Origin of the sequence: Cohaesibacter marisflavi (assembly GCF_963665895.2) — a bacterium.
In the GTDB taxonomy this organism is placed as follows: domain Bacteria; phylum Pseudomonadota; class Alphaproteobacteria; order Rhizobiales; family Cohaesibacteraceae; genus Cohaesibacter; species Cohaesibacter marisflavi.
In genome coordinates this window covers 1,941,733-1,957,864 of sequence record NZ_OY762534.1, presented here as the reverse complement: position 1 = coordinate 1,957,864, position 16,132 = coordinate 1,941,733, and the positions used below count along the sequence as shown (strand labels likewise).

The window sequence follows — 16,132 nt, the reverse complement described above, 5'->3', positions numbered from 1 at the left end:
TTTCTTCCTAGCGGATGACATTCATCCAGCCGCTTGCTGTGCGTGCCGCCTTTTCAGGCCGGTACATGTCTTCAATCACCGCAGCCGGATGCATGAAGCTACCCGGAGAGACGGCCCGCACCGTGTAGGCGATGGTGAAGTCCTTGTCCCCGCCCTGTTCGCGGTTGATGGCTGCGAGCACCCGATCCTTGCGGAATTCCACATGGGCGACATCCGTCTTCGGCAACCAGCTGAAATTCTGTTGCTCGGCGCTTTTCACGAGATGCGGATTTTCTACCTCAAGACCAGCCGGCAGCAAGTTGCTGATCATCAGGCGAGAAGGCACATCGTCAAACTGGGTCGCATTGACCACCACGACAAGGCGTTCATTCTGCTTGATCTCAGCCACATTGACCGGGCTGCCATCCAGTGCGTGATAGCTGCGCGAAATGGCAAAGCCGTTTCCACCTGCAGGCAGAGGCTCTGATGGTGAAGCAACCACGGTTACGAGCGCTTCCAGAGGGGCTTCGCCGCCATTGACGATGGTGACAGGCTCTTCATCGATGGCTTGCCCATTATAGGCGGCCACCAGAGGCCCCGAACTGGCCACGCCATTAACCGCGATACCCAGATCAGCGGTGGCTTCTGCCTGTGCGCGAGCTGCCAGAACCATCCAGACCTGTTCCTGCGTATTGAGACGCTTTTCCGGATCATGAATGCGGCGGGCAAGAGCTTTGATCCCTTCAAGGTTGCCTAGGGCAGGGCTGACCTCGGAAGCCAGCGCCAACATGCCAGCCACATCGCGCTGAAGGCTTGAGAAGCTGTAAACGCTGCCTTCTGATATCGCCATGTTGCCTTCGCGCCGTTCCGCCAGCCAGAGGGCTGAATCAAAGGCCCGTTCGGCGCGCGTGCGATCCCCATAGAGCGCGAGTGCTGCGCCCAGTTGGGCCCGAGAGAAGGGGCTGTCAAAGCTATCCAGCTTGGTCTCCACATAGTAGCGCAGGTCTCCGGCCGAGGCCATGCGATTGCGTGCCAGATCATACAGACCATAGGCAACGCTGGCAGAATCCCGCTGCAGATCGCTTTGATAGGCGAGGCGATTCTTGATGTCTTGCAAGGCCCGCTTCATTGCTACTTCTGGCACCTTGAAGCCCTGCTCTTGTGCTCTTGTCAGGAAGTCGGTGGCATAGGCCGTGAGCCATGGATCGTCGACATAGCCGCCGCCCCAAAGGCTAAAGCCCCCCATGTCGCTCTGATAGGACAAGAGCTTGTCGATGGCTTTCTGGATGCGTTCCTTCATAGCGGTGCCTGAAAGGCTAGCCAGCTCTTCAGGCAGGTTGAAGGCCAGTTCCTTGGCATAGAGCAGAGGCAGGGCACGACTCGTGATCTGCTCGGCGCAGCCATAGGGGTAGCGATCCAGCTGCATGAGCAGAGAGGCAACATCATAGGTGCCCGGTTCATTCACCGATACCGAGACGGTAGCATTGTGCTTTTGCAATCCGGCCATCCATGCCGCATCCAGCTTCAGCTCACCGCCCCCGGCGGCTAGCGGCACGCGGGTCACGGTGGTCAGCGGAAGCACGCCAGAGCGCACCGGCATCTGCGCATCATAAAGAATGCCCAGTCCGTCGCCAGAAGTGGAGGTCAGCTTGACGGTGACATCGCCCATGCCTTCCTTGAACCCGGTAAGGGGCACAGAGAGGGAGACCATCTCATCCTTGTTGAGGGTGACGGTTTCTGGTGCCTTGGCGATATCCAGCGCAAGGCTCTCGCTGGTGATCAATTCCAGATGATAGTCCCCCTCGGGGGCTTCCAGATTGGTCAGTTCGACAATGGCGCGGGAGGTGTCGCCCGGTGCCAGAACCTTGGGCAAGCTGACATGCACAACGATTGGGTCGCGGATAGTGGCGTCTTCATCGCTGCTGCCAACCGCATCGTCGGTCCAGGCGGTCGCCATCAGGCGCGCGGTGCCGTTGAACTGCGGAATGTCGAAAGAGACCTTGGCTGCGCCATTTTCATCAAGGCGCACGATGCCGGAGACGAAAGCAACCAGTTCCTGTGTCGGCACATCGCCGCTGGCATCCATCTGTGGTCCTCCGCCGTCACCGCCCGTGCGCAGGGCACCGAAAGCACCATTCGAGCCATCGATCAGACGGCCGTAAAGGTCGCGAATATCGACGCCCAGACGCCGCTGGCCGAAATAGCGCCCGACAGGATCAGGCGTCTTGTATCCGGTGAGATTGAGGATGCCCTCATCCACCAGAGCCACCGTAACATAGGCTTCCTCTCCGGCCTTGAGGCCATCAACTTTGACCGGAACTTCCATCTGTTCACGTGGGCGGATGGTTTCTGGTGCCTCCATGCTGATGGAAAGGGCGCGCTCTTCAGGCGAGACGCCCAGCCATTCCACACCGATGGCTCGCATCGGATTGCGCGACGCACCTTTGTCGGACGGGCGATAGAGATTGGCCAGCAGATAGGCGCCAGCGCCCCAGTCTTCTTCCACCGGAATGTCGAGCGTGGTGCCTTCAGCCGGAACATCGACAGACAGCGTCTTGCGGATCCGGTCTGTGCCGATGGCAAGGAGAAGCTTGCCTGCAAAGCGCGGCGAAACTTTCAGCTTGGCAGTCTCACCAGCCTTGTAGCTTGGCTTGTCAAGCGCCAGCTCCAACCCGTCTGGCGTATCGAGTGAGCCTGCGCTGGCCCAACCTGCGCGGAATTCAACGCTGGTGCTGTCGCCAAGGGTCAGCCGATACCGGCCCCATTCAACCGGGAGAGACAGTTTGGCAGGATCGCCCGTGCCCAGATCGACCTGACCGTCAGCCACTTTGCTTTCCAAATTCACCGATTCCGAGTACCAGCTAGATCCGTTGCGATACCATTGATACTGGCGCTCGATTTTGACGAGGGACCAATCCACGCTAGATTGGCTCGCCCGGCTGGCATCCGGAGATACGGCTATGAGCTGGAACTGTGCGTCACTATTCTCGCTCACCTGATTGCCGTCAAACTGGGGCTTGATGCCCAACATGATATCGTCGGGTTCGACGCGATATTGCGCCCGACGCTCAATGGCGCGGCCGGAGCCTTCCTGCATCCGCACAACCAGATCAGCGATCTTGGGGCGGGTGGAGGCACGCAACGCTCCGAGGCTGAAGTCATATTGGCCCTTGCCTTCGGCATCCAGTGCGGGCAGTGGGCCCAGCGGTATCCGCTCTATGCCGGTATCTTCTTCTTCGGCCAGACCAAAGAGATAGCCTTCAAAGCCATCCATCTTGCGGGTTTCGCGCACCAGTATATCGCCGGAAAGGGCGAGACCGGCAGCCGGAGCGCCATAAAGATAGCGCCCTTCGATGGCACCGGTTGCGCTATCGCCAACGGCAACAACGTCTCCGTCGGGCGTCAGGGTCATATCGGTACGATCAGGGATGAAATCCTCGACAAGGAAACTCACTTCGCCAAGGGCCGGTTTCTTCGGATCGGCAAAGATCTGAACCCGCCAGCCGCCGCGCTTGGCGTTACTGAGAAGGGGCAGATCCACTGAATACCCCCCAAGCGCCTTGCCAGAGCCGATCAGACGTTGGGCTTCCACGCCATCGGGGCGCAAGAATGAGAAGGTGAGCGGCAGATCCTTCACAGCACGGGCGGTGTCATCGCGCGCCAAAGCAGAGACATGCACCTCCTCGCCGGGGCGATAGACCCCACGCTCAGTCCATGCATAGACATCGACCCCTTCCGGCGACGGCCGACCGGTGACACCTCTATCAGAGAGGTCAAAACCGGCTCGGGTCAGATCGAGAAAGACAAAATCATTCTTGTCTGAATTGCTGGCCGTCAGAACCGCCGGAGCCAATCCGTCCGAGCCACGCATGAGCCCGGCGTCGAAGGTGACCATGCCGGTGGCATCGCTGGTGCCGCTGCCCAGAATTTCGTTGTTGCGGGCGATAAGCTTAACCTTGATGCCGGAGAGCGGTGCTGCGCTTTCCAGCGAGCGCGCAAAGACCTGAAGGCCGCCCAGATCACCACCGGCCTGGCTGCTGCCGCCTGCGGGCAGGGATTTTGTGCTCGAGAAGGTCATCAGTCCGATGTCTGAAATCACGAACCACTGGCTTGCAGCCGAGGGATAGTCATTCAGATCAATGGTCGTGGCGGCTGCCGTCATGAGATAGACCCCCGGCTCGCGCTCGGGTAGGGCCTCGTCAATCGGAATGGCGGTGACCACTTCACGGTTCTTTTCCGGTGTGATTGCCATGGAGCCTTCCCAGATCGGAGAGCCCATATTTTCTGTCAGGTCGGAAAGTTGCCATTCTTCAAGTTGGCTAAGAAAACGGGAGCCCCGCACCAGTTGCGCCAGAGAGCGGTCATTGATGCGATAGAGCGCTAGCTTGGCTTCATCGGCATTGACCGACACCAGAGGAAGACCACGGCGGTTGCTGGCTGGCAGCACATAATTGTTGCCGCTAAAGCGCATGCCCGGCTTGCGGTCGCGCACATATAGATCAAGTTGCAGGTTGGAAAGCAGTTGCTCGCCATTGTCCGCAGGCAGGCCTTCGCGTACATCCAACTGATAGCTGTTGCCGTGCGCAAGCCCTTCCACACAGATCTGCCGCTTGCTCACATCAAGCGCCTTGGGCTCTTGCTGGTTGATGCGGATATAGGAGGCATAATCGCCAAAGCCCTTTTTCAGTTCTTCGGAGAACTGAATGCAAATGCGCGGATTTTGCAAATCCGCATCAATGCTGTGATTGATCATGCGGAAACCATGGCTTTCCAGAAGGCGGCGATAGTCTGCGCGGTCTGCCGGATTTTCGCGCATTTCAAGCGCCAGCTTAAAGCTGTCTATAGCCTCGCGGAAGCGTGCTGTCGCCTCCAGTGCGCGGGCAAGCTGGGAGAGGGCCGCCGCACGATTGGTGCGCGTGCGAGAACTCGTATAGGCATTGAGAGCTGCATTGATGGCTGAGGCCCGTGCCGTGCGGGCTTCTCTCAAGTCTTGAGTGGTGCGGGCAGCTTGCGCCGCAGCCTGTGAGTAGGCGTGCCAGATGTTGCTCGCTTCGGGATATATCGCCAAAGCGCTACGGAACAGATCCATGGCTCGGGTTGGATCATTAAAGTCCATTGCACCATAGCCGCGCTTGATCAGCTCATCAAAGCCGATGGTGCCAGCTCCAACGTCGGGGCTAGATGATGACACCTCTTTATACATCTTGGCGGCGGCATTATGGATGCTCTGTGGCAGATTGGTAAGGGGAGCGGCTTTGCCGATATCTTCTTCTTCAAAGCGGGGGGCGATGCGCCCTGAAATCGCGCCCTTGAACGGGGTTGCCTTGGCAAAATCGGATTTCAAAAAGCAGAATTCGGCTTTGACATTATAGGTAAAGGCCTTGCAGTTTTGGGTCTTCAAACAGGCCGACTGACATTGATCCAGCGTCACCTTTTTCAGCGTCTTGAAGTCGAAGCCATAAAAATCCGTATCTCGCGAGAGGATCACTTCATCACGATAGGTGCCATCAAGGGCCCATGCGTTTTGCGATGCGGAAAATGAAATGAGAAATAAAGCGAATATCGCAGATAGAATCCGGGCCATGGCTCCCCCTCCGGTCGTCAATTGGCGCTCCGCGATCTCTTTCTACTCAATAAAATATGGCAAGAGCGAGAGACTGGCGGCATTTATGAACTGTGAGCAACGAACAAGTTCTGACAGTATGTAGCATTATTGCGACCATATTGAGAGCAAATATGTCTTGAAAGAAATAAATTGTTTTTGATTGATGCGCATGTGCACCCCTGTGCATGGACGTCGCCATGCCCGGACAAAGACCCGGATTGCGGCCCTTAATTCTGCGCATGCGAGCCTGTTTCGGGGAGCCTTCATTCAAGGCTCAAAACGGAAAGGGCTTGATTGTCTGTGCCAAAATCATGCAAACAAGCTCATTAAATGGTAACGCTTTTCTATTGTGTTAAGCAAAGATTCGCGTCGAATTGGCTGAAACGAGGGATGTGAGAATGGTTGGCAGTTGGATTGAAACAGGCAGGAAGGTACTAAGAGGCGCAGGACTTGGAGGCGTGTCTTTGCTGCTTTCCACGGTCTTGTCCTATGCCCAGACGGTCGATGTCAAAACCACTGTGTCGTCTATCAATGACTCGGGAGCCATCGAGCTGGTCCTGCCCAAAGACAGCATGGTTGCCATTGGTGACAAGGTCGAATTCAACACGCCACTTTCCGGGAAAGATGCCGATGGTGCAGATGGTCAATCGACCGTTGAATGGAGCGTGCAGGGCCTTGGGGATGGCGTGATCATCGCTGAACCCAGCGCAAAGCCGGAAAATATGCCCGAGCTGGGCTATCGCGTAACCATCAAGACCTTGGCCAATCAGCCGATGATCCTCTCTTCGAGCGAAGCCAAAATCAAAGCCGCTGAGGTCAACTCGGCAGAACCCGAAATAGCCGATGCTACAACCGATCAGATGGGGGATGACCAAGGGGCTCCTATCGCAGAAAAGACTGAAACCGCAAAGCCCTCGGTAGAAAAACCCTCGGAAGCAGAGGCCGCCGATGCAAAGGCGCCAGTTGAAGAAACCTCTGAACCCAAGACAGATGATATAACAGAGCCAGTTAAGCCCGAAGAGCCTTCCATGGCTAAGGAGCCTGCACCAGAGGCATCTGCTGCCTCTCAAATGGCCCAACCTGAAGAAGCGTCAAAGCCAACCGCTACGCTGGAGACAACAAAGAAAGTTCCAGAGAAGGCATCTGTCGAGGAAAAGGCTGACGCTCCTTTAGCAAAGGAACCTGAAGCACCAAGCGTTGAGCCCGAGAGTGCCGAGCCAAAAGCAACTGACCCCGTTGCGAAACAAACGCCTGTCGCACCCGCACCAGAAATGGCCTGTGACCGCATGGCTGCCCATCCTTTCGATCCCGATGCCGTTGCCAAAGGGGTATTCTATGCCGATCTTGATGCAGACAAAGTGATCGCCGCCTGTCAGGACGCCATTGCCGCCTATCCGCAGGAAGCTCGCTTCTATACCCAGCTGACACGCGGGCTGCATAAGGCAGGCAAGCCAGCGCTTGCCCATGCTGCGACCCAAAAAGGGGCAGATCTTGGCAGCGGCCAATCCATGGCCTATCTGGGCGTCATGTACAAGAATGGTGAGCAGGTCGCCGAGGATCAGGCGCAGGCCCTTCAATGGTTTGAGAAGGCCGCAGAGGCCGGCAATCCGGGCGGCATGGTGTTCGCTGCCTCCATGTATCGCGATGGTGTGGGCACCGCGCGCAACTACAAGCGCGCTGCGGAGCTCTACCAGATGGCCAGCGACAAAGACATTGCCGAAGCGTCAGCCGATTTGGGCATCTTCTATGATCGCGGGCAAGGCGTTGAGCGCAGCCCCCAGCAGGCCGCAACCCTGTTGCTAAAAGCCTATGTGCAGGATGACAAGGACACGCAGCAAATATTCTTTGAAGCCCCCGGCGTGCTCTCTGAAGAAACACGCAAGGCCGTACAGATCATTCTTAAAGACAAGGGCTTCTACAAAAGCGCCATCGACGCCGATTTTGGCTCGGGCACCCGTAGGGCGCTGATCCTTTATAAGCGGAATACCCGTCGTTAAGCGCGCCATTATTGCTATCTTGATACATTCAGTGAGACGACACTATGCGTATTGGACCTGATACACGAGCCGACTACAAGACGTTTCAGGTGGTTCCGACTCGTTGGAACGACAATGACAGCTTTGGTCACCTCAACAACGCTGTTCATTATTCCCTGTTTGACAGTGCCATTGCTGGCTGGCTGATGGAAAATACATCCCTTGATGTGGCCAATGATGAGCAGATCTGCGTCGTCGTGGAAAATGGCTGCAACTATTTTGAGGAGATCTCTTTCCCCGATGTGGTCACCGTAGGCTTGAGGATCACGCATATCGGCACCAGCTCGGTGCGCTATGAAATCGGGCTGTTCCGCAATGATGACCTGGTAACGGCAGCACGCGGCCACTTTGTTCATGTTTATGTCAATGAGAAAAGCCGCGCGCCCGAACCCATGAGCGACACCGTGCGAGCGCTCTTCACGTCGATTTTGAAAAGCGCAGACTGATTGTCTCCACTTCGGCTATGACGATGACAAAAGGGGACGATGGTCCACAAGTCATTGAAGGGCTATTGTTCTTCGCTTTCGATTTGATATAAATCAAGGGAGGAGGCAATGTCCACAAAACCTGTATTACGATGCGACAATAGGTATATTTCTCACAAAAGTGCTTGGTAGAATTACCCGTATAACGTGATAATGCAGTGCCCTATCCAATAAGGCCGTCGGGGACGGGCTTGAGATAGAGGGCGGGACAGGAACCCATCCTTTTCGATCATCCTTACCCTTCGGCGAGAGGCATCTAGGGGCTCGCTCAAGGGACAGAAACCGGGAATAGTTATGGCTGACTTCAAGAAGATTCTGATTGCTAACCGTGGCGAAATCGCCATTCGAGTCATGCGCGCAGCAAATGAGCTGGGCAAGCGAACAGTTGCCATCTATGCGGAGGAAGACAAACTCTCCCTGCACCGGTTCAAGGCGGACGAAGCTTATCGTGTTGGGGCTGGCATGGGCCCTGTTGCTGCATATCTCTCCATTTCCGAGATCATCCGCGTTGCCAAGGAATCTGGCGCCGATGCCATTCATCCAGGCTACGGGCTGCTGTCCGAGAATCCCGAATTCGTGGATGCCTGCACCGAGGCCGGAATCACCTTCATCGGCCCGAGAGCGGAAACCATGCGCAAGCTTGGCGACAAGGCGTCGGCGCGTAAGGTGGCAATCGAGGCGGGTGTTCCGGTTATCCCGGCAACCGAAGTGTTGGGCGATGACATGGAAGAGATCGCCCGTGAAGCCGAAAAGATCGGCTATCCCCTCATGCTGAAAGCCAGCTGGGGTGGCGGCGGTCGCGGCATGCGCCCGATCAATGGGCCGAATGAACTGGAAGGCAAGATCCGCGAAGGTCGGCGCGAAGCCGAAAACGCCTTCGGCAACGGCGAAGGTTATCTGGAAAAGATGATCATCAAGGCCCGCCATGTCGAGGTTCAGATTCTGGGCGACAGCCACGGTGGCATGTATCACCTGTTTGAGCGCGATTGCTCTGTGCAGCGCCGGAACCAGAAAGTGGTCGAGCGCGCGCCTGCGCCTTATCTAAGCGAAGAACAGCGCAAGGAAATCTGCGAACTAGGCTACAAGATCTGCAAGCACGTAAATTATGAATGCGCCGGTACCGTCGAGTTCCTGATGGACATGGAGAGCGGTAACTTCTACTTCATCGAAGTGAACCCGCGCGTACAGGTCGAACATACGGTGACGGAAGAAGTGACCGGCATCGACATCGTTCAATCTCAGATCAAGATCGCCGAAGGCAAGACCATCGAGGAAGCCACCGGCGTTGCCAGTCAGGAAGAGGTCCAGCTGCACGGCCACGCCCTGCAGTGCCGTGTGACCACTGAAGACCCGCAAAACAACTTCATCCCCGACTATGGGCGTCTCAATGCCTATCGTTCGGCCACCGGCATGGGCGTGCGTCTTGATGGCGGCACCGCCTACACCGGCGGTGTCATCACCCGCTATTATGATAGTCTGCTGACCAAGGTGACCGCATGGGCACCAACGCCAGAACAGGCCATTGCTCGCATGGATCGCGCCTTGCGTGAATTCCGTGTGCGCGGTGTTTCAACCAACATCCGCTTTGTCGAGAATTTGCTCAAGCATCCGACCTTCCTCGACAATAGCTACACGACCAAATTCATCGATACCACGCCGGAGCTCTTTGACTTCAAGAAGCGGCGCGACCGTGGCACCAAGGTGCTCACCTATATCGCCGATATCACAGTGAACGGGCATCCTGAAGCCAAGGATAGACCGCGCCCGGCCGAGGGGTTGCGCGCTCCTGTCATCCCGGCGCCTCGGGCGGAGAAACCAGCAGCAGGCACCCGCAACTTGCTTGATGAGAAAGGCCCGCAGGCGGTTGCCGACTGGATGAAGGAGCAGAAGCAACTGCTGTTGACCGACACCACCATGCGTGATGGACATCAGTCCCTTCTGGCAACCCGGATGCGCTCCATTGACATGATCAAGGTGGCACCGAGTTACGCGGTCAACCTGCCGCAGCTCTTCTCCGTTGAAGCGTGGGGTGGGGCAACCTTCGATGTGGCCTATCGCTTCCTGCAGGAATGCCCATGGCAGCGTCTGCGCGATCTGCGCAGCCATATGCCCAACATCATGATCCAGATGCTGCTGCGCGGATCAAACGGTGTTGGCTACACCAATTATCCGGACAATGTGGTCCAGAGCTTCGTCAAACAGGCCGCCATCTCGGGTGTTGACCTGTTCCGCGTGTTCGACTCCCTCAACTGGGTCGAGAATATGCGTGTTGCCATGGATGCTGTGCTGGAAAATAACAAGCTGTGCGAAGGCACCATCTGTTACACCGGCGATATTTATGATCCAAACAGGGCCAAGTATGATCTCAACTATTATGTGAAGATGGGTAAGGAGCTGCGCGACGCTGGTGCGCATATCCTCGGCCTCAAGGACATGGCCGGTCTTTTGAAGCCTGCCCAAGCGCGCGTGCTGGTCAAGGCCCTGAAGGAAGAGGTCGGCCTGCCCATCCATCTGCACACCCATGACACCTCCGGTATTTCCGCCGCCACCGTTCTGGCCGCAAGCGAAGCGGGTGTGGATGCGGTGGACGCTGCCATGGACGCCTTCTCCGGCTCTACCTCGCAGCCTTGCCTTGGGTCCATCGCCGAGGCTCTGCGCAATACCGATCGGGATTCCGGCCTTGATGTGGAGGCCATCCGCGATGTGTCCCGTTATTGGGAAGCGGTTCGCGGTCAGTATGCAGCCTTTGAAAGCGGCACCGCCGCACCGGCTTCCGAGGTATATCTACATGAGATGCCCGGCGGACAGTTTACCAACCTCAAGGCACAGGCCCGCAGCATGGGGCTGGAAGAGCGCTGGCACGAAGTCGCCCAGACCTATGCTGACGTAAACCTGATGTTCGGCGATATCCCGAAGGTGACCCCGTCATCCAAGGTGGTCGGCGATATGGCTCTGATGATGGTATCTCAGGGGCTGACACGCAAACAGGTGGAAGATCCAACGGTTGACCTGTCCTTCCCGGACTCTGTCATCGACATGATGCGCGGCAATCTGGGCCAGCCGAAAGGAGGGTTCCCGGCCAATATCATCGAGAAGGTGCTCAAGGGGGACAAACCCAATACCGAGCGTCCGGGCAAGCATTTGCCTCCGGTGGATCTGGAAGAGGTGCGTGCCAAGCTTTCCGAAGAGCTGGAAGGCTTTGCCATCGATGATGAGGATCTCAACGGCTATCTGATGTATCCGAAGGTGTTCCTCGACTATATGGGCCGTCATCGCATGTATGGTCCGGTGCGCACGCTGCCAACCAAAACCTTCTTCTATGGAATGGAGCAGGGCGAAGAGATCTCGGCAGAGATTTCTCCGGGCAAGACGCTGGAAATCCGCATGCAGGCCATTTCGGAGACCAACGATGAAGGCGACGTGAAGGTCTATTTCGAACTGAACGGCCAGCCACGCTCCGTCACCGTACCGAACCGCATGGTCAAGTCCACCACCGCCATGCGTCCGAAGGCCGAGCCGAACAATCCAAATCATATCGGCGCCCCTATGCCCGGTGTTGTCGCCACCATCGGCGTCAAGGCCGGTCAGCAAGTCCGCACGGGCGATCTGCTGCTCACCATCGAAGCGATGAAAATGGAAACCGGCATTCATGCCGAACGCGATGCGGTGATCAAGGAAGTGCATGTGTCACCGGGTGGCAAAATCGATGCCAAGGATCTGCTCATTGAATTTGAGGCATAAGAAACAGACATCCTTTCACTAAGAAAAAAGCCGCTGCGGGAGAAATCCTGCAGCGGCTTTTTTTACGCTTTGGCACGATGCTTACGCTTCAATGCATGCCCCTATGCAAGGGCCTGACGGCCCGGAGGGTTTGCCGTTAGTTCGTCTTTCGGAAAGTGATGCGATCGAACACATGGTCTTTCTGCACGAAATGATGATAAAGCGCAGCGAGCACATGCAACACCAGCGCTGCAATGAGCAAATTGGCCGTGAGGCTATGCACAAGCATCGGCCAGATACGATGAGCGGCCTGATACCCTTCATAGTCACCGCTCTCGACAAAGCTGCTCAGGCCGTAGATCGACATGGCGATCATGCCGGTTGCAACCATGATAAGTGGCAGAAGATAGAGAAGACCTTCAACAGCCTTTGAGGCTTTTGCCTGCCATTGCGGCCAGGAAGGATCTGCAGCAGGGCGTGCATTGATGAAAAAGAACACCAGCCGTATTAGAAATAGGGCGCCGGTGGCCAGACCTGCATAATAATGAAAAGAAAGAAGCTGCATTTTGCTGGCTCCCGTCATGTCCTCCATAAGAGAACCAACGATAATTAGGCCGATTATTAATAATGCGCCAAGCCAATGTAGAAGGATAATAGCACTAGAATATTTCTGAGGTGCATTGCTGGTCATAACAATCTCCGAGAAAGGCCCAGCCAGACAGTCTCGTCTTGATTGTCGCCGGCCGGTGCTCTGTAAGTCTTGATAAACAGGGCCGGAAAAGGTCCTCATGAGCCGAAGATGCGTGGAAGCCTGGTCCGCTTCTATAGCATCATGTGTACTGCCTTTTTAAAGGGATATACGGATTACTGCTCATGTTATAATTCTCTATATTCGAATTATGTCATCTTATAGACAATAGGGTTGCAAATAGCGCGCAATACCGCCTTTTCGATTGGAATGACGCGAATCTCAGTGATTGTTTGCTGGCTTTGCCTGTTTGGCCAGAAAGAATCGCGCATAACACCAGCAAACATAACCCACCACAAGCGTTGCTCCGATCAGCTCCAGTCTGGCCAGCCAGAGGAGTGTCGCCACTGTGCCATCGCTTGCGCCCCACTGCGCCAGAAAGGGAACTGATTTGAAAAGTGCGGTGGCTCCGATCACCATGGGGAAGGTGAAGGAGGCATAGCCCGGAGAAAAGGGCAAACGAAGCAGTCTGATAAAGCCCAGATAGGTGATCGCCGTCATCAGCATGGCGATGCCGAGCAAGATCATGACCAGCAGCACGGACGGGGCAGGGGAAACCGCCAGATAGCCCGCCAGCGAGAGGCTTGCAGGAGCCGCCAGAATGGCAATGGTCGGCTTGGCTGCATCCGGCACTTCCGGACCGAAAATGAGCCGATACATCATGACAGGTAGCATGATGGCATAGCTGATGAGCCCGAACCAGAAAAGTCCCATGGCCAATCCTGCCCAACTGCCTCCCGGGATCGTAAGATCAGCCACGATAATGCCGACAGGAGGAATATACCAACTGGGCACCAGTTGCGGCAATCGGAAGCTCTTTCCTCGCTCCCAAAAGAAAAACAGCAGCAGGATAATGTGAAGGCCGACAGCCACGAGCCACAGGCCGGTGCCAATCCGTCCTCCAATGGCGGCAGACACCAGCATCAGGGCCATGCTGTAGGTCGGCAGGATGCTACCGATCACGGGATGCTTGAGCTCGTCTTTGAGAAGGTTCGGAGCCCTGAGGAACTTGACCAACAACAGGGCAAGAAGGATGCCGCTCAGAATGGCGCCAGTGGTTGCTGCCATGCCTGTAAACAGGCCGGTATTCTCAAGACACCAGCCCAGACTGCCAATGCCAAGCGCCAGGCCAGCCAAGGGAGTGGGTAGGGAAGTTGGGCGGAAATAGCTGCTTGCCATGATACACCTACAGGGCTGAAGAAACGGGAGGGACGGCATCAAGACAGTCCTGCCGCTCGCTAAACAGATGATGAACGATATTTGAAGTATTTCCTATACTTGAATTTAGCCTTTGCGACAACAAAAGGTGCGGTAAGCAACCGGCCACGAAGACCGTTGTTTAAAAACGGCTGTTGCATCCGCACACTAGCCGCCATACCAGAACATGACTTGCCAAACAGGACTGTTTCGATCATCGTTACAGGAAGCAAGATGAATGCACCGGCAGACCAAAGTCTGGATCAACCAGACAAAGAATAGGCCGGGTGATGGAGGGACCATGAAGCTTGCAGTAATTGGGTTGGGGATGGCCGCGCGTGCCCATGTTGCCGCGCTTGAGTCCTTACATGAGCGTGTCGAGTTGACCGGGCTTTACATGCGAAACAAGAACCGGTTGGCATCCGCCGCCGAGGCGATGCAGGTCAAGGCGTTTCCGTCTCTGGAAGCCATTGCCGAGGACAGTGAAACAGACGCAGTCTTGCTGCTGACACCGCCCGATAGCCGGCTGGATATCGTAAAGCTGCTGTCCGAGGCTGGCAAACATGTGCTGATGGAAAAGCCGCTTGAGCGCACCCTTCCGGCAGCAACTGAGCTTGTCGAACTGTGTGAAAAGGCTGGGGTGCACTTGGGAACCGTACTCCAACATCGCGTTCGTCCAGGGTCTTTTCGCCTGAAAAAACTGCTTGATGAAAAGCAGCTTGGCGTGATCGCTATGGTGCGCGTGGATGTGCCCTGGTGGCGCTCGCAAGACTATTACGACCAGCCCGGCAGAGGGACCTACGATCAGGATGGCGGGGGCGTGCTGATCACGCAGGCCATTCACGTCTTGGATTTGATGTTGCACCTGCTCGGGCCGGTTAAGTCTGCGCAGGCCATGTTGGCCACCACTCAGTTGCATGAAATGGAAGCGGAAGATTTTGCCAGCGCCGCCGTGTTGTTTGAATCCGGAGCCGTGGGTAATATCTGTGCGACAACCGCGAGTTTCCCCGGTTCATCGGAATCCATCCGCATCGATGGCACCAAGGGGTCAGTCATTCTCCAAGGGGGAAGTCTGCGGCTTATTTGGCGCGACGGAACCGAAGAGAATTTCGCAGAGAAGGGTAATTCCGGAGCCGGAGCCGATCCAATGGCCTTCCCCTCCGACTGGCATATGAAGATCATCGAGAACTTCGCCGACGTCGTAGAAGGCAAGGCGGACAGCTTGGTCGCGCCGGGGCGCGATGCGCTGGCGGTTCAGCGTTTGATTGAGGCCATGGAACGCTCAAGCGCGGAAGCTGGCTTGCGGGTTGAACTCGACGCCTTTTAAGCCATCTCGTCCGGAGGGGGGGATCGACAGGTTTGCCTCCTCCAAAAAAGCCAAACGCAAAATAAAGGCCCCTTTCCATATGAGCCATGGAAAGGGGCCTTTTGAGTTTTTGTATCGATAGCGCAAATCAGGTCGTGGTCAACCCGCGTGCACGGAAGATATCGCGAGCCGCTTCTGCTTCTTCCGGTGTCGGCGTCCTAAGATCCTTGAGCTTATATTCCAGCCCCAGTTTTTCCCATTTGGATGTCCCCAGCTGATGGAAGGGCAGAACCTCGACCAGCTCAACCAGATCACCGAGGCTCGCGACATAATCGGCCATCTTTTCAACGTCTTCCTTGGCGTCCGTCCAATCAGGAACCAGCACATAGCGTATGCGCATTTCCTTCTTCAGGCGCACCATGCGCTGGGCAAAATCAAGCGTTGGCTGCAGCGGCTGAGACGTCAGTTCCAGATAGGTGTCCGGATTGATATGCTTGATGTCGAGCATGATCAGATCGAAGGCATCAAACCAGTCGTCCTCCACATTGCCATGCAGAAAGCCCTGCGTATCGAGCGCAATATGAAGGTCATATTTCTCTTTGATGGCGCGTGCCGCAGCGCCTACGAAAGGCGCCTGCATCATCGGCTCACCGCCCGAGAAGGTTACCCCGCCAGCGAATTTGAGAAAGCGGGCATACCCCTTGATTTCCTTGAGCACGCTGTCGATGTCGAGATAGGTGCCATTGTGAAGCTTCCAAGTATCCGGATTATGGCAATAGAGGCATTTGAACTGACACCCAGACATGAAAAAGACAAAGCGCATGCCCGGCCCATCAACGGCTGCGCCGGATTCCATGGAATGCAGGAAGCCATATTCGGACGGATCTTTGCGTTCATGTGCGTGGGATTGGTTTTCGGCTGTGCTCAAGGCCGGCCCTCCTTTGGGGAACGTTTGGTCTGGTGACAGTGCCTATCGCTTGCTTTCCGGAGCGTGCGGAAGGGCAGCAAGGCGCTTTGCAGGATTTTCGGCCTGCGGGTCCGCAGTCGATGCTGTCG

At 56.2% G+C, this 16,132-nt stretch carries 8 protein-coding genes; 4 read left to right on the top strand and 4 right to left on the bottom strand.

The window, feature by feature from the left end; all coding sequences use genetic code 11:
- Positions 1-7: 7 nt before the first annotated feature.
- Positions 8-5,563, bottom strand: a complete 5,556-nt coding sequence (locus ACKPCT_RS09975; protein ID WP_319569107.1) for an alpha-2-macroglobulin family protein — start codon at positions 5,561-5,563, stop codon at positions 8-10.
- A 419-nt stretch (positions 5,564-5,982) separates the two neighbouring features.
- On the opposite strand from ACKPCT_RS09975, the gene ACKPCT_RS09970 reads away from it, so the two are divergent.
- The 3 genes from ACKPCT_RS09970 to ACKPCT_RS09960 all read left to right on the top strand — a co-directional run bounded on the left by ACKPCT_RS09970 (position 5,983) and on the right by ACKPCT_RS09960 (position 11,846).
- Complete coding sequence (locus ACKPCT_RS09970; RefSeq protein WP_319569106.1) at positions 5,983-7,581, top strand: hypothetical protein; 1,599 nt, start codon at positions 5,983-5,985, stop codon at positions 7,579-7,581.
- 44 nt (positions 7,582-7,625) lie between these two features.
- Positions 7,626-8,066: an acyl-CoA thioesterase gene (locus tag ACKPCT_RS09965; RefSeq protein WP_319569105.1), complete on the top strand. Its 441-nt coding sequence runs from the start codon at positions 7,626-7,628 to the stop codon at positions 8,064-8,066.
- Between the two features lie 333 nt (positions 8,067-8,399).
- Positions 8,400-11,846 (top strand): pyruvate carboxylase, encoded by a 3,447-nt coding sequence (locus tag ACKPCT_RS09960; protein WP_319569104.1) that lies wholly within the window; start codon positions 8,400-8,402, stop codon positions 11,844-11,846.
- A 136-nt stretch (positions 11,847-11,982) separates the two neighbouring features.
- Here the strand turns inward: ACKPCT_RS09960 and ACKPCT_RS09955 are convergent, their stop codons facing one another.
- Together ACKPCT_RS09955 and ACKPCT_RS09950 are read right to left on the bottom strand one after the other, a co-directional pair.
- Positions 11,983-12,516 carry a cytochrome b gene (locus tag ACKPCT_RS09955; protein WP_175527855.1) on the bottom strand — a complete coding sequence of 178 codons (534 nt, stop codon included), beginning with the start codon at positions 12,514-12,516 and terminating at the stop codon, positions 11,983-11,985.
- A 279-nt stretch (positions 12,517-12,795) separates the two neighbouring features.
- Positions 12,796-13,752 carry a TDT family transporter gene (locus tag ACKPCT_RS09950; protein WP_319569103.1) on the bottom strand — a complete coding sequence of 319 codons (957 nt, stop codon included), beginning with the start codon at positions 13,750-13,752 and terminating at the stop codon, positions 12,796-12,798.
- A 319-nt stretch (positions 13,753-14,071) separates the two neighbouring features.
- On the opposite strand from ACKPCT_RS09950, the gene ACKPCT_RS09945 reads away from it, so the two are divergent.
- Positions 14,072-15,097, top strand: a complete 1,026-nt coding sequence (locus ACKPCT_RS09945; RefSeq protein ID WP_319569102.1) for a Gfo/Idh/MocA family protein — start codon at positions 14,072-14,074, stop codon at positions 15,095-15,097.
- 127 nt (positions 15,098-15,224) lie between these two features.
- Here ACKPCT_RS09945 and pflA read toward each other — a convergent pair whose 3' ends face one another.
- Positions 15,225-16,004: a pyruvate formate-lyase-activating protein gene (pflA, locus tag ACKPCT_RS09940; RefSeq protein WP_319569101.1), complete on the bottom strand. Its 780-nt coding sequence runs from the start codon at positions 16,002-16,004 to the stop codon at positions 15,225-15,227.
- Positions 16,005-16,132: the final 128 nt, after the last annotated feature.